19 protein-coding genes and 1 pseudogene are annotated in these 21289 nt (G+C 41.2%); 9 read left to right on the forward strand and 11 right to left on the reverse strand.

Annotation, left to right across the window (positions count from 1 at the left end; genetic code table 11):
- Positions 1-190: 190 nt before the first annotated feature.
- The 7 genes from FTT78_RS10995 to FTT78_RS11025 all read right to left on the reverse strand — a co-directional run bounded on the left by FTT78_RS10995 (position 191) and on the right by FTT78_RS11025 (position 8189).
- Complete coding sequence (locus tag FTT78_RS10995; RefSeq protein ID WP_096902262.1) at positions 191-1039, reverse strand: class II glutamine amidotransferase; 849 nt, start codon at positions 1037-1039, stop codon at positions 191-193.
- A gap of 149 nt (positions 1040-1188) precedes the next feature.
- Complete coding sequence (locus FTT78_RS11000) at positions 1189-1989, reverse strand: GNAT family N-acetyltransferase (protein ID WP_026438333.1); 801 nt, start codon at positions 1987-1989, stop codon at positions 1189-1191.
- A 209-nt stretch (positions 1990-2198) separates the two neighbouring features.
- Positions 2199-3104, reverse strand: coding sequence for an acetylglutamate kinase (gene argB / locus FTT78_RS11005; protein ID WP_004975310.1), 906 nt, complete (start codon positions 3102-3104; stop codon positions 2199-2201).
- Positions 3105-3114: 10 nt separating this feature from the next.
- Positions 3115-4557, reverse strand: a complete 1443-nt coding sequence (locus tag FTT78_RS11010) for a phosphomannomutase/phosphoglucomutase (protein WP_004975308.1) — start codon at positions 4555-4557, stop codon at positions 3115-3117.
- Positions 4558-4776: 219 nt separating this feature from the next.
- Positions 4777-5229, reverse strand: coding sequence for a dUTP diphosphatase (dut, locus tag FTT78_RS11015; protein ID WP_004975307.1), 453 nt, complete (start codon positions 5227-5229; stop codon positions 4777-4779).
- Positions 5230-5326: 97 nt separating this feature from the next.
- Complete coding sequence (locus FTT78_RS11020) at positions 5327-7366, reverse strand: UvrD-helicase domain-containing protein (protein WP_179991299.1); 2040 nt, start codon at positions 7364-7366, stop codon at positions 5327-5329.
- A 169-nt stretch (positions 7367-7535) separates the two neighbouring features.
- Positions 7536-8189 (reverse strand): OmpA family protein, encoded by a 654-nt coding sequence (locus tag FTT78_RS11025; protein ID WP_004975301.1) that lies wholly within the window; start codon positions 8187-8189, stop codon positions 7536-7538.
- Between the two features lie 256 nt (positions 8190-8445).
- Here FTT78_RS11025 and FTT78_RS11030 point away from each other — a divergent pair, with 256 nt between their 5' ends.
- From FTT78_RS11030 to FTT78_RS11055, 6 genes are all read left to right on the forward strand, one after another.
- On the forward strand, positions 8446-9372 hold the full coding sequence (locus tag FTT78_RS11030) for an acyltransferase (RefSeq protein ID WP_004975299.1): 927 nt from the start codon (positions 8446-8448) through the stop codon (positions 9370-9372).
- A gap of 15 nt (positions 9373-9387) precedes the next feature.
- Positions 9388-10446, forward strand: a complete 1059-nt coding sequence (locus FTT78_RS11035) for a hypothetical protein (protein ID WP_004975298.1) — start codon at positions 9388-9390, stop codon at positions 10444-10446.
- 143 nt (positions 10447-10589) lie between these two features.
- Positions 10590-11315 (forward strand): septum site-determining protein MinC, encoded by a 726-nt coding sequence (minC, locus tag FTT78_RS11040; protein WP_004975296.1) that lies wholly within the window; start codon positions 10590-10592, stop codon positions 11313-11315.
- A gap of 68 nt (positions 11316-11383) precedes the next feature.
- Positions 11384-12196, forward strand: coding sequence for a septum site-determining protein MinD (gene minD, locus FTT78_RS11045; protein ID WP_096902697.1), 813 nt, complete (start codon positions 11384-11386; stop codon positions 12194-12196).
- A gap of 2 nt (positions 12197-12198) precedes the next feature.
- Positions 12199-12471, forward strand: coding sequence for a cell division topological specificity factor MinE (minE, locus tag FTT78_RS11050; protein ID WP_096902698.1), 273 nt, complete (start codon positions 12199-12201; stop codon positions 12469-12471).
- 93 nt (positions 12472-12564) lie between these two features.
- Positions 12565-12852, forward strand: a complete 288-nt coding sequence (locus FTT78_RS11055; RefSeq protein WP_004975291.1) for a PA4642 family protein — start codon at positions 12565-12567, stop codon at positions 12850-12852.
- A gap of 130 nt (positions 12853-12982) precedes the next feature.
- Here FTT78_RS11055 and FTT78_RS11060 read toward each other — a convergent pair whose 3' ends face one another.
- Complete coding sequence (locus FTT78_RS11060) at positions 12983-16171, reverse strand: DNA translocase FtsK (protein WP_104853253.1); 3189 nt, start codon at positions 16169-16171, stop codon at positions 12983-12985.
- 341 nt (positions 16172-16512) lie between these two features.
- Between FTT78_RS11060 and trxB the strand changes: the two genes are divergently transcribed.
- The 3 genes from trxB (at position 16513) to FTT78_RS11075 (ending at position 19145) form a co-directional block, all read left to right on the forward strand.
- Positions 16513-17466, forward strand: a complete 954-nt coding sequence (trxB, locus tag FTT78_RS11065; protein WP_070154293.1) for a thioredoxin-disulfide reductase — start codon at positions 16513-16515, stop codon at positions 17464-17466.
- Between the two features lie 107 nt (positions 17467-17573).
- Positions 17574-18305: a leucyl/phenylalanyl-tRNA--protein transferase gene (gene aat, locus FTT78_RS11070; RefSeq protein WP_180044252.1), complete on the forward strand. Its 732-nt coding sequence runs from the start codon at positions 17574-17576 to the stop codon at positions 18303-18305.
- A 24-nt stretch (positions 18306-18329) separates the two neighbouring features.
- Positions 18330-19145 (forward strand): arginyltransferase, encoded by an 816-nt coding sequence (locus FTT78_RS11075; RefSeq protein ID WP_131261724.1) that lies wholly within the window; start codon positions 18330-18332, stop codon positions 19143-19145.
- Positions 19146-19185: 40 nt separating this feature from the next.
- Here the strand turns inward: FTT78_RS11075 and rimI are convergent, their stop codons facing one another.
- The 3 genes and pseudogenes from rimI to FTT78_RS11090 form a co-directional block, all read right to left on the reverse strand.
- Positions 19186-19644 (reverse strand): ribosomal protein S18-alanine N-acetyltransferase, encoded by a 459-nt coding sequence (gene rimI, locus FTT78_RS11080; RefSeq protein WP_004975283.1) that lies wholly within the window; start codon positions 19642-19644, stop codon positions 19186-19188.
- 106 nt (positions 19645-19750) lie between these two features.
- Positions 19751-20632: a metal-dependent hydrolase gene (locus FTT78_RS11085; protein ID WP_180044250.1), complete on the reverse strand. Its 882-nt coding sequence runs from the start codon at positions 20630-20632 to the stop codon at positions 19751-19753.
- 502 nt (positions 20633-21134) lie between these two features.
- A pseudogene (locus FTT78_RS11090) lies at positions 21135-21289 on the reverse strand (elongation factor Tu); the annotation flags it as partial.

Here is a 21289-nt window from a genome sequence, read left to right on the forward strand (position 1 = left end):
AGCGAATTGGTAGGGATTGGTTTAAATCGCACAAAAACAACACAAGACATTGATTTAAATAAATTTTAACAAAAATACCCGACTAAAAGAATCAATTATTAATTAACCAATTTATACATTTTCATTCTTGATTTAATTGAATTGTACAATAATAAAATGAATATTTTTCAACCACACATACCCGTATAAATTAGTATTGATCCGCTTTGGTGATCCGTCTTAATTCAGGATTTAAACGCTCACGTTCCAAACGCGCAATATGTGTCATTTGGGTTTTAATTGGGCGTCCATGTTGAAATAAAATCATTTCACCTGGCTGAAATGCTGTCCATGTTTCATTTTGAGTCAAGGGTTCAGTGGTAATCACTGCCACACAATCCTCTGCTGTAGTAACTTGGCTAAAATCGACCTCAACATCTAAATCAATTAATTGTGCAGGTTGAAATGGATAAGCACGCACCAACCAATGTAATTTGGTCACCGCATAACTAAATAATGCCTGACCATTGGACAAACAAAAATTAAAAGTGCCATGTTCTGCAATTTTAGGAGAAATTTCGGCTAACAAGTCAAAAATTTGCGTCAGGCTAGGCTCATCATAACCAAAACGATTTACCAATTGATCTAACAAATAACAAAATGCACGTTCACTGTCGGTATTACCCACTGGGGTAAAACGACCTGATAAACGTGGATGAAAGTCATGTAAATCACCATTATGGGCAAAAATCCATTGGCGTCCCCACAACTCACGACTAAACGGATGCGAATTTTCTAAATTAATTTTGCCTTGTGTCGCTTTACGAATATGGGCAATCACATTACGCGATTTAATGGGATAGTTGCGGATCAATTCTGCAATGGGTGATTCCACTGCAGACTGGTTATCGACAAATAAACGGCAAGCTTTATCTTCAAAAAAAGCAATGCCAAAGCCATCAGAATGATCTGAGGTGATTCCTGCGCGCTGCGAAAATCCCCGAAATGAAAAGGTAATATCGGTAGGTGTCGCACAATTCATTCCAAGCAACTGACACATAAGGCCTTATCTTTATACAAATAATGAAATTATCTGATTATTGTGCATCAGCCATGTGGATAATTCAAATCTGAAAAATATAAATAGATTTCTACAGTACCACTTCATAGATATGCAGTGCTGTAGAAATCTCTGCTTAATTATTCTAGTTAAGATGCTTTCACTTTCTTTTGGCGAATAAAATGTTTCGCCATTTGTTTCACATCTAACAAAACAAAATAATCTAGACAGTTAAACTCACGGTCATAAAATGCTTGCTCAGACAGCTTAGCATTCATTTTCAGATAAACATCAAACAGTTTAGGTATTCGTTCATCTTGGCTAAAGCTATGACTTGGACAACTTGGCTCAAACGGCTGCTGTGACTGAATATCGCAGCGTTGATTTTCTGCCAATTGTTGAATCGCTTGATGGGTATGATACGCGCGTGCTTCATTACCTTCCAAACGAATACTGACACAGCCAATCATGTGTTTGGCACGCATTTCCCATAACACTTTAGGCACTAAATTCAGCCATAAAATAGAGAGTGTTTTGCCTGAACGATAACGTGGATGCACACAAGTACGCCCCATTTCGACAATATTCGAGAGATGCCCTAACTCATCTATAATTTTAAACTCGTGCGCACTATAACTGTTGGCTAGCTCATGCCCTTGCCAAAGTTTTAAACGAGTATAAGCAACAATTTCACCCGTAGATTTATCTCTGAGTACGGCGTGTTCACAGCCAAAATCGTACAAGTCCTGATCTAAACCCGATTCAAATTCAATGCCAAATTGCTTGGAAAATTGCTGTGCACGAAAGCGCTGTACTTCTTGTAGTTGCTTTAAATTTTCAACCCATTCAAACGCATATTGCGTAGCTTTGCTGTTTTTTTTCTGTGCTTTACCCACTTTAACCATAGGAAAGCTAAACTGCTGACGATACTGATTTAATTTTTGTAGCATCATAGATACCTCATGTTTTCTCCTACACTAGGACAGCAGCATGACACTATGATGACCGCGATTTTAGCGACTACAATTTTAAGATTGCAGGATAGGTGCAAAGCAATTTCAAGGATGCTGAATCAACAAAATTTCAGTTTCTTGCCGTAAATTTGACATAAAAAAGAGCTTCAATTGTGAAGCTCTTTTAGGGATCATCTTATAGAGTTTTATTTACGCGTTTGGACACGGTTGGTAATTAATGTTCCCACACCATGATCAGTAAAGATTTCCAATAAAGTAGCATGTGGCACACGACCATCTACAATATGTGCACTGATTACACCGCCTTTAACTGCATCCAATGCACAACCCACTTTTGGAATCATGCCACCGTAAATCACGCCTGTATCAATTAAACGATCTACTTCCTGCGTAGTCAAACCAGTTAACAGGTTTTTATTTTCGTCTAATACACCCGTAATATTGGTCAGCAAAATTAACTTTTCCGCACCCAATGCTTCGGCAACTTTACCTGCGACTAAATCGGCATTAATGTTATAGGTATTGCCTGCATCATCGACACCTAAAGGTGCAATCACTGGAATAAAGTCGCTGCTGGTAAACATTTCCAACACGTCGGTTTTGACACCCACCACTTCACCCACCAAACCAAGGTCAATTTGTTGTACTTCGCCTGTTTCAGTAGTTTTTTGCATCAATAATTTTTGTGCGCGAATCAAGTTACCATCTTTACCCGTCAAACCAATGGCACGACCGCCATGTTGGTTAATCAGATTGACGATAGATTTGTTGACGCTACCACCCAAGACCATTTCTACGACTTCCATAGTCGTAGGATCGGTGACACGCATGCCATCAATACGGTCAGACTCACGTCCCAATTGCTTGAGCATAGAATCCACTTGTGGACCACCGCCATGCACCACAATCGGGTTTAAGCCTACAGTCTTTAACAACACGATATCACGAGCAAAAGAACTTTCCAGCTCAGGATCGGTCATGGCATTGCCGCCATATTTCACAACAAGGGTCTTGCCCGCAAAACGTTGAATATACGGCAAAGCTTCAGTCAAAATTTGCGCTTTGTCGATACCAGTCTGTTGATGTGGCATTCGCCTCTCCTTATTGAGCATCTAAAATGTCTTGGGCGATTTCAGGGTATCGCTCACTTAACATGGAAACAAATGTATCGCGAATATCATTCAGTCGTGATGGATTATCGGCATCAAAACGCACCGTAAAATATTCGCCTGTATTGGATGCTCGAATAATGCCAAATCCATCTTCAAAATCAAGTCTTACACCATCTATTTTACTTAATTCTGCACCACTGCGATGGCTAGAACTTTCAACATCATTTAAAACCGCACTCGGTTCAATATTCCGTGTGCTGATATACGTGTCTTCAGTGCAGCAACGCTCAGGGTATTTCTGCATCAATGCCGAAAGGCTGCTGTAATTACTGTGGCTTAAATATTCCAACACGCGCAGCGCTGCGTAAATACCATCGTCATAGCCAAAACCACGTCCATCATTGAATACATAATGTCCTGCGTATTCGCCACCGAACACAGCCTTGCCTTGCGACTGCGCCAAATAACGCCGCAAGAAGGTACTGCCCGTGCGAATCATCACCGCTTCGCCACCCAAATCACGCACGGTATTGCGCACCATAGTGGAGCATTTTACATCAAACACCACTTGATGCTGAGGATGAGTTTTTAAACACATTTCTGCAAATAAAGACAGCAAACGATCTGCTGAAAGCACATTGGCATGTTCATCCAAGAGGACGACACGATCACCATCGCCATCTAAAGCAATGCCAATGTCCGCCTGATGTTCACGCACCGCAGCTTTTAAATGTTGTAAGTGTTTTTCTTGTGATGGATCGGGTGCATGTTCTGGAAAATGACCATTGGCTTCGCAGCGTAAAGCAATCACCTCACAGCCCATTTTTTGCAAAACCAAAGCAGCGCAATGACCTGCCGAACCATACATCCCATCTAAAACCACTTTAAAAGTGCCCGCCAGTTGAATATCGTTCAACATTGCCTGCTGATATTGCTGACACGCATCTTCAATAAATTCATGTGAAATATTGGTGGCGTGTTGTGAGGCGATGGATGGTGCTGCATCGGTATTTAAATAATATGGCGCTGCATCGTGTGCCACGTGTTGAATCATTTCAGGGGTTGGCGGTTCGCCCTGCACAATCCATTTAATGCCGTTGTCTGATTTTGGATTATGACTGGCCGTAAGCATAATGCCATTGCCTGCCGTGTGTCGTGCCATAAAATACAACATCGGGCTAGAACAACAACCCACCATCGTCACTTGAAATTGATGGGCAAGAAAGACTTGGCGCATAATTTCAGCATAAGCGGGGCTATTTAAACGCGCATCATAACCAATACTAATTTGAGTTTGCTTTTCTTGTTGATATTGTTGCACCAATCCTTGTGCAATGGCGTGTACCAATTTCGCGGTCAGCACAGTTTCTTTGCCACGAATGTCGTAAGCGCGAAAAATATGCTGAGGAAAAAGTGTTTGTGGATTGTTCATAGGCTTACAACTACAAAGATGAGCCAACATAAAGTGAATAAATCTTGGCTCGAGATATTTTGAAAATTCTAATTAGATTTTTTAATAGATGTGCAATGGTCTCATCAGAGCTAGTGATTTACTTGTCATTATTAGTACATCTTTCGTTACTTTTCAAGAATTGTTGGTAAAGTTTCAGATAAAACTTTACCAAACGATATAGGCTGAAACCTAAGTAACTTAGTTTTTGCCCGTATGCCCAAAACCACCTGCACCACGTTCGGTGGCAACAAATTCATCTACTTGTTCAAACTTGGCCTGTACCACAGGAACCAAAACGTATTGCGCTAAACGCTCACCAGGTTCTAAGCTAAATGCTGTTTGGCTACGGTTCCACACCGAAACCATCAATTCACCCTGATAATCTGAATCAATCAAACCCACCAAGTTCCCCAACACGATGCCATGTTTGTGACCCAAGCCTGAACGCGGCAAAATCATGCCTGCAAAACCTGTATCTTGAATATAAATCGCTAAACCTGTTTTGACCAAGACTGTTTGACCCGGCTCAATCACGGTGCTGCTGTCTACACAAGCACGTAAGTCCAAACCTGCCGAACCTGCGGTTGCATAAGTTGGCATTGGCCATTCTGTGCCTAAACGTGAATCTAAGACTTTAACTTGAACTTTCATGAAGTTTATCCTGTTTTTAAATTTTCAATTTTCTTTCGATTTTCGATGTGCCATTTGATGCTGTACTTGCATCAATGCCCTAAGTATTTTCAAAAAATTAGCGCTTGATTAAGGCACGTAAATTTTCCAAATAATGCTGTGCCTGTAATTTCGGATCGACATCACCGGCTAACTTTTTCTTACGTCCGAGCCATTCCAATTCATCTTGTGGTAATTCATCCAAAAAACGACTTGGGGTCATTTGTTTCATTTGCCCGCCCGCTTTGCGCTGCTCTGCCAAAGTAATGGTTAAGCCCTGACGTGCACGAGTAATCCCCACGTACATCAAACGGCGTTCTTCCTCGACAGTATCTGCCACAATTGAGTTTTTATGCGGTAAAAGCTCTTCTTCCAAACCAATCAAATACACGTACGGAAATTCCAAGCCTTTGGACGCATGCAGGGTGAGTAAATTGACTTTATCAGTGTCTTCTTCTTCCTGTTGCTGTTCGAGCATATCGAGCAGCACCATTTTACGAATCACGCTTTCAATATTCTTTTCATCGACATCTTCAGCACGGTTAATCAAACTTTGGATGCTGCTATATAGAACTTCGATATTATCTAGCTTGGTTTTTTCCTGCGCAGGGGTAGCTGCTTGCTCTTTAATGTAGTCGATATAACCTGCTTCGAGCATCATTTGACGGATGATTGGCACAGGTTCATCATCTTCCAATAAGTTACGCGTAAAATTGCTAATAAAATCTGAAAACTCTGCCAACTGCGTCGTGGCTTTTTTCGGAATTGCCATGGTTAGGCGCTGATCACCTGCAGCAGCCAATAATGACAAATGGTTTTCCTGTGCAAACAGCCCTAGTTTTTCCAAAGTCACAGGACCAATCGCGCGTTTAGGCGTGTTAATAATGCGTAAGAATGCGCTGTCATCTTCAGGGTTAATAATCAGACGCAAATAACTCATGATGTCTTTGATTTCAGCACGTGCGAAGAATGACTGCCCCCCCGAAAGCTTGTAAGGAATTTGCATTTGACGTAATTGGGTTTCCAGAATACGTGCCTGAAAGTTCCCTCGGTACAAAATTGCATAATCTTTCCAGCTTTTACCATTCATCAGTTTATGCGTGAGTAAGTCTTTAACCACGCGTTCTGATTCATCATCATCATTGCGGCATGTAATTACCCGAATCACTTCACCATGACCTTTATCTGACCACAGTTTTTTGTCAAAAATATGTGGATTATTGCCAATGACGGTGTTGGCCGCTTTTAAAATGCGACTGGTCGAGCGATAGTTTTGCTCAAGTTTAATCACTTTTAAATTCGGGAAATCATCTTTCAGCAAGGCCATATTTTCAGGCTTCGCACCGCGCCAAGCGTAAATCGATTGGTCGTCGTCACCTACCGCAGTGAACTGCCCCATTACGCCCACAAGTAATTTCACCAAGATATATTGTGCGGTGTTGGTGTCCTGATACTCATCGACCAATAAATAACGAACACGGTTTTGCCACTTGTCACGCACTTCGGCATTTTCTTGCAAAAGTCGTGTCGGCATTACAATTAAATCATCAAAATCTACCGCGTTATAGGCACGTAAATTACGTTCATAAAGTTGATATAAATGTGCAAACTGGATGTCTTCTGGCGTTTCGCAGGTGGTATGCGCCTGCTCTGGTGCAATCAGATCATTTTTCCAGTCTGAAATCATCTTCATGGCTTTGGCAATCAATTCTTTGCTTTCTGCACCCGACAAATTATCGCGGTGCATTAAATCCATCAGAATACGTTTGCAGTCATCGGCATCTAAAATAGAGAAGTTGGCTTTTAACGGCGTGTGTTTTAATTCATGACGTAATAAATTCAGACCAAAGGTGTGGAAAGTCGAAACCGATAATCCTTTAGCTTCTTCACGTGACAACAATTTGGTCACACGCTCTTTCATTTCTCGTGCTGCTTTGTTGGTAAAAGTCATCGCTGTAATACGATGCGCAGGAATCCCGCAATGCTTAACCAAATAGGCAATTTTTCGGGTAATCACCGAAGTTTTGCCTGAACCTGCACCTGCAAGCACTAACAAGGGTCCTTGAGTGTATTTCATCGCTTCAAGTTGCTTGTCGTTTAACTGACTTGCCAGTGTCATAGTATTTCCTCTATTTCGGTTCGAGCTCGATTATAGTCATCTCCGCCAAAGATGACTAATCTAAAATGCTACTTTAGACGTCATTGTCTATTTGCTGAGTAGACCCTAGAAATTGCTTGCATAAAAAAACCGCCCGAAGGCGGTTCTTTACAATCTATACAATGCCAGATTATTGGATTGCATAAATGCTGATTTCTACACGACGGTTTTGCTCACGACCTTCTGCAGTAGCATTCGATGCGATTGGGTTTGCAGCACCGTGACCTTGTGCATTAATACGTGAAGTTGATACACCACGGCTAGCCAAGTAGTTTGCAACCGATTGTGCACGTGCTTGTGACAATGGAATGTTGATTGCGTCGTTACCAGTGCTGTCAGTAAAACCTGTTACCAAAATACCGCTCTTGTTATCTTGGGTTAGCGTTTGCGCTACTTTGTCCAAGGTAGAATAGAAGTTTGGTTTGATGTTTGATTTGTTAGTATCAAACGTGATGTTACCCGGCATGATCAAGCCAACAGAACCATCGGCATTACGGTTTACTTCTACGCCTGTACCAGCCATTTGTTGACGAAGTTGTTTTTCTTTATTGTCAAGATAAACACCCGCAGCAGCACCCACTACAGCACCAATTGCTGCAGCACGGTTGTTTTGTGCACTTGTATTTGCGTTACTTTTAGAGACCCCATAACCTGCAGCAGCACCAATTACTGTGCCTAACGCAGTTTTGTCATATTCCATACCACCAAGGTTGTTACCAGTCGTTTGACAACCAGTTAAAACCATTGCCCCTACGACTGCTGCCGAAATTGCTAATGCACGCATGGCATGCCTCCTTACTTGTGTTTTGTTGTATATGCTGAATATTGAATGAAAAAATATACTTAGACCATTGATTTTTTGTTAATAAAAAAACTTTTACTTACAAATATACATGATCATGTACAAATCTTGGTATAACTTCATCACAATTTCTACACACTTTCACTTCAACACTTTTTTATTTTAAAAACAACATTTATATTGGAGTCATCTACAAACACGTGACGCATTGGACGATTTATCTTCAGGATTGATTTATATGTCATCGCAAGCAAAGAAACACCCTTTATTAAAAAAAATCACAAAAGGTCTCACCGTGGGTACAGTCATCACTGGCAGTACATTTTTTCACGGCCCTCCTGTGTTGGCTTTGGGCTTAACCAAACTGTTAAAGCAGTCACGTAAGGTCGATGAAACCAATATTCAAATTACCAACAGTTGGCTCAGTGTAAACAACTGGCTGATTGATCATGTATTACCCAATACCCAATGGGATATCAGCATTGATGAAGATTTGCAACTGAGCATGCAAGGTCGTTATCTCATGACCTGTAACCATCAAAGTTGGGTCGATACCACAGTAAATCAGTATTTTGGCTTAACCCGTATGCCATTGACCCGCTTTTTTACCAAGTGGGAACTGATCTTTATTCCCTTTGTAGGACAAGCCTTTAAAATTTTAGGCTTCCCAATGATGAAGCGTCACAGCAAAGCACAAATTGCCAAAAAACCTGAGCTGAAAGACCGCGATATGGAAGAAGCGCGTAAAGCCTGCCAACAGTTATTAAGTCAGCCCTTTACCCTGCTGAATTATTTAGAAGGCACACGCTTTACCCAAGAAAAACATGATCAACAACAATCGCCTTATCAACATTTATTAAAGCCAAAAGCTGGTGGTTTAGCTTTGGCATTGAATATTTTGGGTGATCAAATTGATGCCTTGGTAGATATGACCATTGTGTACCCAGATGGCGTGCCGGGCTATAGCGAGTTTTGGTTAGGTGAGGTGCCGCGCATTGCGGTGAATTTACGCAAAATTAATATTCCAGCTTGGGTGTTGGGCGGCAATTACGAAGATGATACTGAATATCGTGAGCGTTTTCAGCAATGGGTGCATGAACTGTGGCTGGAAAAAGATCAATTGATTGAAAGCATGCAACAAAAACTTGCAGCTCCGACTGCATAACCATTCAGGTACGCCATGAAAAAGTCTGAAGAACCTGTCATCAAATCCTCTTTTCATCCCCTGCGTAAAGATTCATGGGGATGGAAAATTGCCTTGGCTTATGACTTGTTTTTGATGGGTTTAATCATCTTTAACTTGTTCTGTTTAAGTGCCAATGCCATTTTAATGAGTGATTTTGGCGAATGGTTGTTCGATTTTATTCGTCTACCTGAAATTTTACAGTTTTATCGAACAGAATTGCGCCCTTGGGTGGTGATTACCGAAGGCTGGTTTACCACGTTTTTAATTGTAGAGTTGGGCGTGCGTTGGGGTATTGCAATTATTTTCAAACATCATCAGCGTTGGTGGTTTTTCCCGTTTATTCACTGGTATGAAATTCTTGCAATTATTCCGCAATTGCGTTTTTTACGTTTATTACGTGCCATCGCGATTGGTTACAACCTGCATAGCCATGGCTATAAAGTCATTCCAGACAGTTGGTATAAACGCGGCAACTTTTACTACAACTTGCTAATGGAAGAACTGAGTAGCCGTGTGGTGCTCACAGTACTTAATGGTGTGCAACGTGAATTGACCACCAGTACCACTCACAAACAATTTATTGATGATTTGGTCGAGCATCATCGTCAATTACTCGCGATTGCCCTAGCCGATATTTTGCAGGAATCCTTAGGCAAAGAATTACAAATGCAGCGTCACATGATTGCGAAAAATGTCGGGTTGGTGGTGAATCAAGCCATTGAAGATACGCCTGAACTGACGCAATTGCTGCGCCTGATTCCATTGGTCGGTGGACGTATTGAACAGCAAATTCAAAGTATCGGACAACGATTGGGCGAAAATATCACCCAAGGTTTAATTGAACCTTTTGCACAGCAGCATCAACAAGTACAAAATCCAACTTATCAAATGATTGCTGAAAAAATTAGTCAGATTGAGATTGAACATAATCAGCATATTGATAAATTAGTGGAATCAGCGATATTTGAAAGTTTAGAAGCAATTCGCAAACAAGTAAAAGTTAAACAATGGCAACAAATTTTAAATGAAGGACAACAACACGATATTTCATAAAGGTCTTTCGATAATTTTAGCTAAAACAATGTGAAATATTTTTAGTAACTGAACTAGAGAATTCACCCAATTTGTTCTAGGATTTGCTCTATTTATAAGATGACTTCAACAACCAGCAAAGTTAGAAGTGTTAAGGAATTATTATGGCTGACATACGGATAAAAGGCAGATTGGTCAATGCGATTCGCATTAGCTTAGACACCAATGATCATGATGCGATCCGCCAGCAACTAAGCCCAATGTTGCAAAAATCATTTCCACCAGGGGTTTTGGTGGTCATTGAAAGTTCAGTCGAACAAGAATTGATTGCGCTAATTCAATTGCTAATTAGCCTAGAAGCACAGCCAATTGCTGTGACTGAAGGCATTATGGCAGATCAGGCACGTGCTATTCAGTTCCCTGTCATCCCGCAAGACCGTCCATTGCAGGAAGTGAAAGCCACCAAAGAACAAGTGGTTGAAGTAAAACCTGAACCTGCGGCAGAACAGCAACAGACGGAAAATCAAGTTGCTGAAACTACACCTGCTGTAGCGCATATTACGTCTTATCACGATGAAATTTTGCGTACAGGTCAATGCTTGGTACAACATCAGGGCGACATTATTTTAACCGCAGGCATCAACAGCGGTTCTGAAGTGATTGCTTCAGGAAATATACATATTTATGGTAGTGTACGTGGTAGAGTCATTGCCGGCGCGGGCGGGAATATTGCGGCACGAATTTTCTGTCATTCCCTAGAAGCAGAATTGGTATCTATTGCAGGCACGTATTGCGTGGCGGACGATATTCCTCAGCATGTGACTAAAAAACCTGTGCATATTTACTTAAATGATAACCAAGAGCTTGTATTTGAAGCTCTACAATTTTAATGTATAAATAATCACCAAAAATCCCCAAAAAATATAGGGGAATTTAAACCATAACAGGAGTGGATTCGGTGGCGAAAATTGTTGTCGTAACATCAGGCAAAGGTGGCGTAGGTAAAACCACTACAAGTGCATCTTTTGCAACAGGTTTAGCCCTACGTGGTCACAAAACTGTTGTTATCGATTTTGACGTGGGTTTACGTAACCTTGACTTAATTATGGGTTGTGAACGTCGCGTTGTTTATGATTTTGTGAATGTATTAAATAATGAAGCGCGTTTACAACAAGCATTAATTCGCGATAAAGATATCGAAAACCTTTATATTCTTCCAGCTTCACAAACCCGTGATAAAGATGCCCTCACCGATGAAGGTGTGGCACGTATTATGGATGAGTTGGCACAAGAGTTTGATTACATTATTTGCGACTCACCTGCAGGGATTGAGCGCGGTGCCATTCTTGCAATGTACCATGCCGATGAAGCGATTATTGTGACTAACCCTGAAATTTCTTCAGTACGTGACTCTGACCGTATTATTGGTATGCTTGACAGCAAAACCAAAAAAGTAGAACAAAATGAAGGTCGTGTGCGTAAGCACTTGTGTATTACACGTTACAACCCAGAACGTGCCGATAAACAAGAAATGCTAACCATTGACGACATTTCTAAAGATATTTTACGTGTACCAACTTTAGGCGTGATTCCTGAATGTAAGAGCGTACTTCAAGCATCTAACGAAGGTAAACCTGTCATTCTGTATAGCGATGCTGCTGCAGGTCAGGCGTATGATGACTTAGTTGCACGTTTCTTGGGTGAAGAACGTCCGTTTCGTCATATTGAAACAAAACCGAAAGGTTGGTTAGCACGATTATTTGGAGCGTAGACATGGCAGGATTTTGGAGCAAATTATTTAGCGGTGAAGACAAGCCATCTAGCGCACAAACAGCAAAAGATCGCTTAAAAGTGATTGTTGCTTCTGAACAAGGTCTAGGTAAACGCTTAAGCCAAGACAAAATTGATCAGATGAAAAAAGAAATCATGCAAGTGGTAAATCGCTACGTGCGTGGTGTCGATGAACAACATATTCAAATGTCTGTGCGTTCAGAAGCCAATATTGAAATGTTGGAAATGAATATCAATTTGCCTGAAGAGCGATAATCTGAATACTGATTAGTCAAGCAAATTGAATCAGGGCAAAATAACACTAGTTATTTTGCCCTATTTTTTCAAAAGAATATAAAGGAGATTGCCATGGCATTATCTCAACCTGCGACCTTTAACGAAGCATGGTCGGATGAACGTGTATTTGCCTATTTGAATCAACTTCCACCTGCAGGTGTGAATGCAGATTTTCACGTACTCTATCACGCATTTAAACACATGCGTCCAAGTGACTATGAACGTCTATTGACACAATTTGTTGCCGATGGTCGCGATGTCAATGCCACTAATCCTGAAGGTCAGCGTATTCACGATGTGATTGCTGAATTTCCACGTCAAAAAGATGGTTTTTTAGCAGTTTTAGCCAAGTTTGCTTAAACTGTTTAAACACAATCTCTGGCTAAATTCAGCCAAAAAGATTGAGTGTAAAAAGAAAAAATCCCGCAATTGAATTGCGGGATTTTTTTATAGCACTACTTGATTCAAAATCAAACAGAAAGTGAAAGCTTTACACTAAAATTTCACGTTTCCCATTTGCTCCTTGCTCGCTCACAATGCCTTGCTCTTGCATCTGATCGACAATACGTGCCGCACGGTTATAGCCCAAGCTAAATTTGCGCTGTAAAGATGAGGTCGACACTTTACGTGTTTCCAAAACAAATGCTACACACTGATCATACAACACATCACGGTCTGGACTGCCTTCACCATCTTCAAAACCACGTGAAGATGGTTCTTCATCAAATGGCGTCAAGATTTCATCGACATAGTCAGGATCGCCACGCTCACGCCACGCATCACAAATACGGTTGACTTCATCATCCGAAATAAATGCGCCATGCACACGTTCTGGCTCAATTTTACCCGGCCCTAAAAATAGCATATCACCATGACCAAGCAGGTCTTCTGCACCGCCCGCATCCAAGATAGTACGTGAGTCAATTTTCGAGTTCACACGCAAAGCTACACGGGTTGGAATGTTGGCTTTAATTAGACCTGTGATCACATCCACCGATGGACGCTGAGTTGCTAAGAGTAAGTGAATCCCTGCTGCACGTGATTTTTGTGCCAAACGGGTAATCATTTCTTCCGCTTTCTTGCCCACTTGCATGATCATGTCTGCAAACTCATCTGCCACAATCACAATAGATGGCAATGGTGTTAAACGCGGTGCACGTTCTTGCGTTGCTGAATCTCCCGGCTTCCAAGTTGGATCAATTAAATCTTCACCATTGGCAATAGATTCTTCAACCTTACGGTTATAGTCGCTTAATTTACGAATTTTCAGGAAAGACATTAGCTTATAACGACGTTCCATTTCATTGACACACCAATTTAAAGCGCTGACGGCATCTTTCATATCAGTCACTACAGGCGTCAATAAGTGTGGAATATCGTTATAGTTGGCGAGTTCCAATTGTTTCGGGTCAATCAAAATTAAGCGTAATTGATCAGGCTTGTATTTCAGCAACATCGACAAAATCATCGAGTTCACTGCTACTGATTTACCTGAACCCGTTGTCCCTGCTACGAGCATGTGTGGTGCTTTGCCCAATTCAGTAATCACAGGATTGCCTGAAATGTCTTTCCCCATCGCCATAGATAAAATGCCGTTTGGATCTTCAAAAGCAGGCGTTTGTAATAACTCAATCAAACGTACCATTTCACGTGAACTATTCGGTACTTCAATGCCAATATACGGTTTGCCCGGAATCACTTCGACCACACGTACCGATGCCATCGACATTGAACGCGCCAAGTCACGAGAAATATTGGTTACTTTTGAAGCTTTGACCCCAGGTGCCAAATCCAGCTCAAAACGGGTCACGACAGGACCAGGCTGTGCTTCAACCACTTTGGCTTTGACATTAAATTCCTGTAATTTAATTTCCAGCAATTCCGACAAGCGCGATAATTGTTCTGCGGTGAAGTTCACTTTTTTGTTTGGATCGACTTTATCAAGCAAATCCAAACCCGGTAATGGCGATAAATCACGACGTTTTTCTGCAACCTGCATGGCGCGTGACATCGGACGACCATGTGCATCGGTCAGCGGCGCATCAAAATCAAAGTCATCTTCGTCTAGTGGTTTGCCTGCGGTTTCCTGCCAAGCTTCGATAAATGCTTCTTTGGATAACGCCACTTTTTCTGCTTGTTCAGCCTGTGTAGCAGTCGCTGCGTTTGCCATCACTGCGGCAGTGGCTGCCGTCTGAATAGGTGCCTGAACAAAAGCAGAACTTTGTGCATAGCTACTGGTACTACGCGCTACAGGCGCTTGATCTTGAAATGCATCTTGCTGTAACTCATCACCCAAAAGATCATCCACCAACAAGTCATCTAAACTGTCTAAATCATGCTGCAAATGGCGCTCTTGGCGTACAGCATGATTTTGCGTATTCGAAGCACTTGACGATGGCGGGTTAAAATCTGACTCAAATCTGCTGAGATCATCGTTAAAATTGTGAGCCGTAGGATTCGAGTGCGGATGCACTGTTTCTTGCTGGGTCACAGACTCATCTAAAGTATCCATTGCCCCGCTGTTTTGGAATGGGCTGTGTAAATCACTTGCAGCTTTGCCTTGCGGAACTGCTGCGAGCAATTCATCAAAAATTTGATCATCATCCCAATCTAACGAAGATTTTGCAGTGGCTTGAGATGCCGTAGATGCAGGACGCACTTCATCAAAAGGATTCGATTGTAGATGTGGCTCTGGTTCTTCAGAAGCACGTAATAATGCATGAATGTCTTGGTTATGCTGACTGTCGGTATTTTCTTGTAAAGCACGCCACACTTCGCCTGTCGCAACAATACGCTGGCTGTCTTGTTCTAAGCGATGCGCCTTTTCGATGGTTTTTTCTAACTCAACATCATCAATTTCATCTTGCACCAATAGCTGTTGCTGCGCCTGTTGCTCTTCTTCTTCACGTTGCTGCATGTGATTAAACATACGCTCTGCCGCAGGATGTGGCGCAGTTGTTTCAGCTTCTTTCGCCTGTGCAACCACGGGTTCACTTGCTGCTTCTAAATCAGTTGATGCCACTTCAACAGCAACCACAGGTGCAGCAGCGACAACGGTCTTTTTCACCTGTGGTGTAGAACGGTCAAAGTCAGATTCTGCTTCAGGTACATTGCGATAGAACAAATCTTGCAGATAAGCAGGTGTAGCTTTTAAAGTTGCCCACGTTCTGTTCCACTTCACCCCAAATGCGAGGGTAAATAAGAAAATCCAAAAGACGACTAAAAAAAGTGTTGCTCCATAAATGGTTAAAATTTGCGATAAACTTTTCCCAAGTTCAAAACCAATGATGCCGCCTGAGGCATTGTCTAACGTATCGGCAGGTACTTGCCAAAATAAATACAGCAAACTTGCTGTTGCCAATAAAATGAAGAATTGTGCAGCATAACGAAATGGACGGTTTAAAAAACTACGTGGCCACCAGACTTGTAAGGCTTCAATAAAAAAATAAGCAGGAAGAAGCAGACTCGCCCAACCTAAAAAGCCAAACAGTAAATCGGCAATCCACGCACCTGCGATTCCACTCGCATTTGAAACCTGTTGGGTGTCACTGGAAATGTGCATCCAACCTGGGTCAAATGGAGTATAGGTCACCGTTGCAAGGAACAGATATATTCCAAAAGAGACCAAAAATAATGTCGCTATTAAGCGATGTGCATAAGCACCCGACACCGCAGTCATATATTGTCCTGTCGCCAATTCTTCATCAATGTTTTTTGTTTGTTCGATGGTCTTAAAAAGCCACCTGATTCGGAGCGTCTGTATTTCATTTAGCTGTGTCATTTAAGTTGCATTTCACGATGCAAGCTTCACCACACAGCAAACTATAAATTATAACAGACCTTCTATTATGCATGTGTTGCCTAGAAAAAGATGCAAGATTATTGAAGTGTGTTGTTAACTTTTTCTATATAGCTCAAATCGATTTACATGATCAGTAATATCAACTTTAATCACACAGCAAACTCATCCTGTTTCACGTATAATTCCATAAATTTCTAAATAAAAAAAGGATGCTGTGCATGAGCGCTCGTCACTCACGTTTAATTATTTTAGGTTCAGGCCCTGCAGGTTATAGTGCTGCAGTATATGCTGCACGTGCCAACTTAAAACCGACTTTAATTGCAGGCTTACAATTGGGTGGTCAACTCACCACAACTACGGAAGTTGATAACTGGCCAGGTGATCCTGAAGGTTTAACAGGCCCAGCGTTAATGGAACGTATGCAAGCTCATGCGGAACGCTTTGGCACAGAAATCGTGTATGACCATATCAATGAAGTAAACCTGAATGTGCGCCCATTTGTACTGAAAGGTGATATGGAAGAATTTACCTGTGATGCTTTAATCATTTGCACAGGTGCGACTGCACAATATTTAGGTTTAGAATCTGAAGCAGCATTTATGGGTCAAGGCGTAAGTGCCTGTGCCACCTGTGATGGTTTCTTCTATAAAAACCAAAAAGTGATGGTCGTTGGCGGTGGTAACACGGCTGTTGAAGAAGCATTATACCTGTCTAACATTGCATCACACGTGACATTGGTGCATCGTCGTGATTCACTTCGCTCTGAAAAAATCTTGCAAGATCATTTATTTGCCAAAGAAAAAGAAGGCAAAATCAGTATTCTTTGGAATAACCAAGTTGATGAAGTCTTGGGCGACAACACAGGCGTAACTTCAGTACGTTTAAAATCAACCACTGATGGCTCTACTCAAGATGTTGATGTGTCTGGCTTATTCATTGCAATTGGTCACAAACCAAATACAGGCATGTTTGAAGGTCAATTAAACTTGCGTGATGGTTATATCCAAGTACAAAGCGGCACTGCAGGCAATGCGACACAAACTTCTGTGGCTGGCGTATTTGCTGCGGGTGATGTGGCCGATTCCATTTATCGCCAAGCGATTACTTCTGCAGGTTCAGGCTGTATGGCTGCATTGGATGCAGAAAAATATTTAGATGCACTTGGTGAATAATTTAGTGACTAAGTTTAAAGACCGCTCTCCTTGAGCGGTTTTTTTATCACGACATTTTTAGGTATGATGAAATCAAGTTCATCGCAAAACTTCATACGGCAATTAATATGCACACACTCCCAGCTTCACAATTCATTTTCCCTGATCCCCTTGAAGTTGATCCTGAAGGTGAAGGCTTGATTTGTGTAGGTGCAGACCTCTCCCCTTCTACGCTCTATGAAGCTTATACACATGGCTTATTTCCATGGTTTTCAGAGGGTGATCCCATTTGTTGGTGGAGTCCTGAGCCACGTTGCGTAATTATTCCGCAACATTATCAGCCGAGTAAGTCTTTAATCCGCAACATGAAAAAAATAGATTATCGCATTACTATCAATCATGCCTTTGAACAGGTGATTCGCAATTGTGCCTTGCCCCGTAGCTACGCCAATGAAACTTGGATTTCTGAAGAGATCATTCAAGGTTATTGTCAGCTTTTTGCAGCAGGTTATGGCTATAGTGTAGAAGTTTGGGATCAAGATCTTTTGGTCGGTGGTTTATATGGGGTCAGCATTGGTAAAGGCTGTTTTGGCGAGTCCATGTTTAGCCATCGTACCGATGTCTCCAAAATGGCATTTTATAGTTTGATGCTGCTCGGACAAGAACAACAATTGCCTTGGATTGACTGCCAATTGATCAATGACCATTTAATCAGTCTCGGAGCATGTACACTTTCTCGCCAAGACTATCTTAAATCGTTACAAGATGTTGTAAAACAACCTGCAATCAATTGGAAAAAATATCAGGACAGTGTATTTTCAAGTAAAACAATAGCGCAGTATGCGCGCCTACTTGAATGACAATAACAGAGAGGGATCTTGAAAATGAATTCATATCACCCAAAATCCCTGCTAAATGATTTGCAGTATTACATTACTCCGCCGCATGATTGCAGCTATTTACCCGAAAAATCTGCGCGGATGGTTTTTTTAGACCCTGCACATAAAATTGATGTGCTGACTTTGTCTGAACTCTCTCGGGTCGGTTTTCGTCGCAGTGGCGATTTTGTCTATCGTCCTGAATGCCATTTGTGCCGCCAATGCCTTTCTTCGCGTATTCCTGTCGCTGAATTTAAAATGAACAGCACCCAAAAAAAAGCTTGGAAACGCAATCACGATTTACAAATCAAAATCACCAAGCCACAAGATGCAGGTGATTTGCATTATGCGCTGTATGAACGCTATATCAATGAACGACATGCCGATGGCGATATGTTCCCTGCCAGCCGTGACCAATTTGAAAAATTCCTAATCCACAGTTGTACCAGCAGCTTCTTTTTAGAGGTTTGGCAAGATGATCGCTTAATTGCAGTATCGACCTGTGATTATTTAGATGATGGTATTTCTGCGGTCTATACCTTTTTTGACCCAGACGAAAGTCGTCGCTCACTCGGAACATTTGCGGTATTAAAACAAATTGAACAGGCACAGCATTTGGGACTGCAATATGTTTACTTAGGTTATTGGGTACCACATTCCAATAAAATGAACTATAAATCGCAATATGTGCCCCTTGAGCTACTGCTTGATGGTCAATGGCGACGCATTAACCGCAGCCTAAATACCGATGAGGTGCAGCAATTGGGAAACTCCTTAATGACCACGCTGCCCTTAGGCTGGAATAACTCCATCATCAAATAAAAATGTAATGATGCAATACTGATTTTTGCATCGATCAGATTCACTTAAACAAACTGGCAAAATCATCGCTACAAGATTTCACCATAATAATGGCATGCTCCCGTGTGCCATCCGTTTTAGGATAATAATTTTTACGTAAATCAATTTGATGAAAACCTGACTTTTCATACAGGGCTATCGCAGCTAAATTACTTTCACGTACTTCTAAAAAAATCTGCACAGGTTGGTTTTTCAAACCTGCAATAGAATGTTCTAGCAGTTGATAACCTAAACCTTTGCCTTGCTGACTTGGATGCACCGCCATCAACAACAAATTTGCTTCATCCAACACAGGTTGCAAAATACAAAAACCCACCACTCTCCCTGCATGTTCAATCACGGTACTGTGATAACTCTCTACCGCTTCGGCAAATTGTTTGGCACTCCACGGATGACTTTGTACCAAATTTTCAATCGCAACCACATCGGCGACATCATGGGCTTGCATTAAACGAATCATAAGAAATGATCTTGTGCTGTTCTAAGATGTAGGCATTATAGATTTCACGACAAAAAAATCGAGCAAAAAAAAAGGCAACTTACGTTGCCTGACCAAAAGGAAAAGTTTAAAAGCCTAATTTAGCTTTCCAAGTATTTAATAATGTTGTGGTATCAAAATCGTTAGGATGAAAATTCGGTTTGAAATAGAACAACATTTCTTTGCCCATGCCTGTAATAATCCCTTTAGATGGACTATAGGCATAACGATAAATCATGCGTAAATTTTCCAAATTCAACTGCTTGTCTTGTTTTAGTAAACGCCACAAAAAATAGTTTTGTACAAAAAATAAAGTCAGCATCGAAATAACCAAAGAACTTGTACGTAGTGCATAGGCTTTCAGACCTTTGCCAAACACACCTTCAAATACATCATACGCAACAGCTTTATGTTCGTTTTCTTCAATCGCATGCCACAACCACATAGTTTTCATGGTGTCATCGGTCATCAATTCTTGAATATGTGAATTGGTCAATAATTGTGAGGCAATCGTAGCTGTGAAATGTTCTAGCGCAGTGGTCGCAGTTAAATCTACCATTTTCTGTGTAATGCCAATCGGTTTAGCCAACTTTGCCATAAATTTGCGTGTAGTTTGAATCACAGTATCTGTATAACAATCCAAAGTATCAACATCATGCCCAAATTTCTGTGCAGAGGCATTAAAACCGACATGCTCATGCGTGTGCATGGCTTCTTGTCCAATGAAGGCACTGATTTCTTTCTGTAAATCTACATTGTCTTTCAGCATTGGGTGATAACGCACAGCACGTACACTGTCTATAAAGAACTTCTCACCTGCAGGAAATAACGCAGATAATGCAGTCATAAAATGCGTTAGACCTGCATTACCATTCATCCAATATTCAGGTACAGCATCAAAGTTGAAATTCATTCGACGGACAGGAAAACTCGCCCCTGCACGTTCACTAATACTCACTTTAGCATTCATGTTGCTCACTCCTGAGGTTACAACAATGAAGTCATTCATTTCCTGTAACCCGCTATATTTTTTATTTTTCGGTATGAGTTCATATTACGGTTTTCTGTGCGGTATTTAAGTGCAGTTAAGGACAGTGAGTTGTCAGTTCAGGACATGAGGAATAAAAAATAATGATAAGTGAAATTATTTTTTGTGACGCAAGAGTAAAAAATAGACAATGAAATTATTTTTACGACGCAAGAGTAAAAAAATAGACGATGATTTTTTATGACGTAAGAGCAAGAATAATTAGACAGCAAAATTATTTTTATGATGTAAGAGAAAAAAAGGCAACTAAACCGCAGCAAAAGAATGTTCATAAAATGGTTTTAGATTGATTCAAGGTTTAAAGAACAGCTATTTCATCCATCAATACAGTAGGACAAGCTTTCATCCATCTGGAAACTAGCGCACAAAATACAGCCATAAAAAAAGCGCCCCAAATGGAGCGCTTTTTCACACTATAAAGTGATTATGCTGTTACTTTAGCAACAACACCAGCACCTACAGTACGACCACCTTCACGGATCGCAAAACGTAGACCTGGGTCCATTGCGATTGGGTGGATTAATTCTACTGACATTTCAACGTTGTCACCTGGCATTACCATTTCAACGCCTTCTTTCA

This window comes from Acinetobacter sp. YH01011 (assembly GCF_013420785.1).
In the GTDB taxonomy this organism is placed as follows: Bacteria; Pseudomonadota; Gammaproteobacteria; order Pseudomonadales; family Moraxellaceae; genus Acinetobacter; species Acinetobacter towneri.

Excerpts from the sequence above, each read along its gene's own strand:
- rimI (WP_004975283.1), bottom strand. The coding sequence starts at position 19,644 with ATGATTCGTTTAATGCAAGCCCATGATGTCGCCGATGTGGTTGCGATT.
- FTT78_RS11060 (WP_104853253.1), bottom strand. The coding sequence starts at position 16,171 with ATGACTGCGGTGTCGGGTGCTTATGCACATCGCTTAATAGCGACATTA.
- FTT78_RS11030 (WP_004975299.1), top strand. The coding sequence starts at position 8,446 with ATGTCATCGCAAGCAAAGAAACACCCTTTATTAAAAAAAATCACAAAA.
- FTT78_RS11075 (WP_131261724.1), top strand. The coding sequence starts at position 18,330 with ATGAATTCATATCACCCAAAATCCCTGCTAAATGATTTGCAGTATTAC.
- argB (WP_004975310.1), bottom strand. The coding sequence starts at position 3,104 with ATGCCACATCAACAGACTGGTATCGACAAAGCGCAAATTTTGACTGAA.
- FTT78_RS11000 (WP_026438333.1), bottom strand. The coding sequence starts at position 1,989 with ATGCTACAAAAATTAAATCAGTATCGTCAGCAGTTTAGCTTTCCTATG.
- dut (WP_004975307.1), bottom strand. The coding sequence starts at position 5,229 with ATGAAAGTTCAAGTTAAAGTCTTAGATTCACGTTTAGGCACAGAATGG.
- minC (WP_004975296.1), top strand. The coding sequence starts at position 10,590 with ATGGCTGACATACGGATAAAAGGCAGATTGGTCAATGCGATTCGCATT.
- FTT78_RS11010 (WP_004975308.1), bottom strand. The coding sequence starts at position 4,557 with ATGAACAATCCACAAACACTTTTTCCTCAGCATATTTTTCGCGCTTAC.
- trxB (WP_070154293.1), top strand. The coding sequence starts at position 16,513 with ATGAGCGCTCGTCACTCACGTTTAATTATTTTAGGTTCAGGCCCTGCA.
- FTT78_RS10995 (WP_096902262.1), bottom strand. The coding sequence starts at position 1,039 with ATGTGTCAGTTGCTTGGAATGAATTGTGCGACACCTACCGATATTACC.
- aat (WP_180044252.1), top strand. The coding sequence starts at position 17,574 with ATGCACACACTCCCAGCTTCACAATTCATTTTCCCTGATCCCCTTGAA.
- FTT78_RS11055 (WP_004975291.1), top strand. The coding sequence starts at position 12,565 with ATGGCATTATCTCAACCTGCGACCTTTAACGAAGCATGGTCGGATGAA.
- minE (WP_096902698.1), top strand. The coding sequence starts at position 12,199 with ATGGCAGGATTTTGGAGCAAATTATTTAGCGGTGAAGACAAGCCATCT.
- FTT78_RS11020 (WP_179991299.1), bottom strand. The coding sequence starts at position 7,366 with ATGACACTGGCAAGTCAGTTAAACGACAAGCAACTTGAAGCGATGAAA.
- FTT78_RS11085 (WP_180044250.1), bottom strand. The coding sequence starts at position 20,632 with ATGAATGCTAAAGTGAGTATTAGTGAACGTGCAGGGGCGAGTTTTCCT.
- FTT78_RS11035 (WP_004975298.1), top strand. The coding sequence starts at position 9,388 with ATGAAAAAGTCTGAAGAACCTGTCATCAAATCCTCTTTTCATCCCCTG.
- FTT78_RS11025 (WP_004975301.1), bottom strand. The coding sequence starts at position 8,189 with ATGCGTGCATTAGCAATTTCGGCAGCAGTCGTAGGGGCAATGGTTTTA.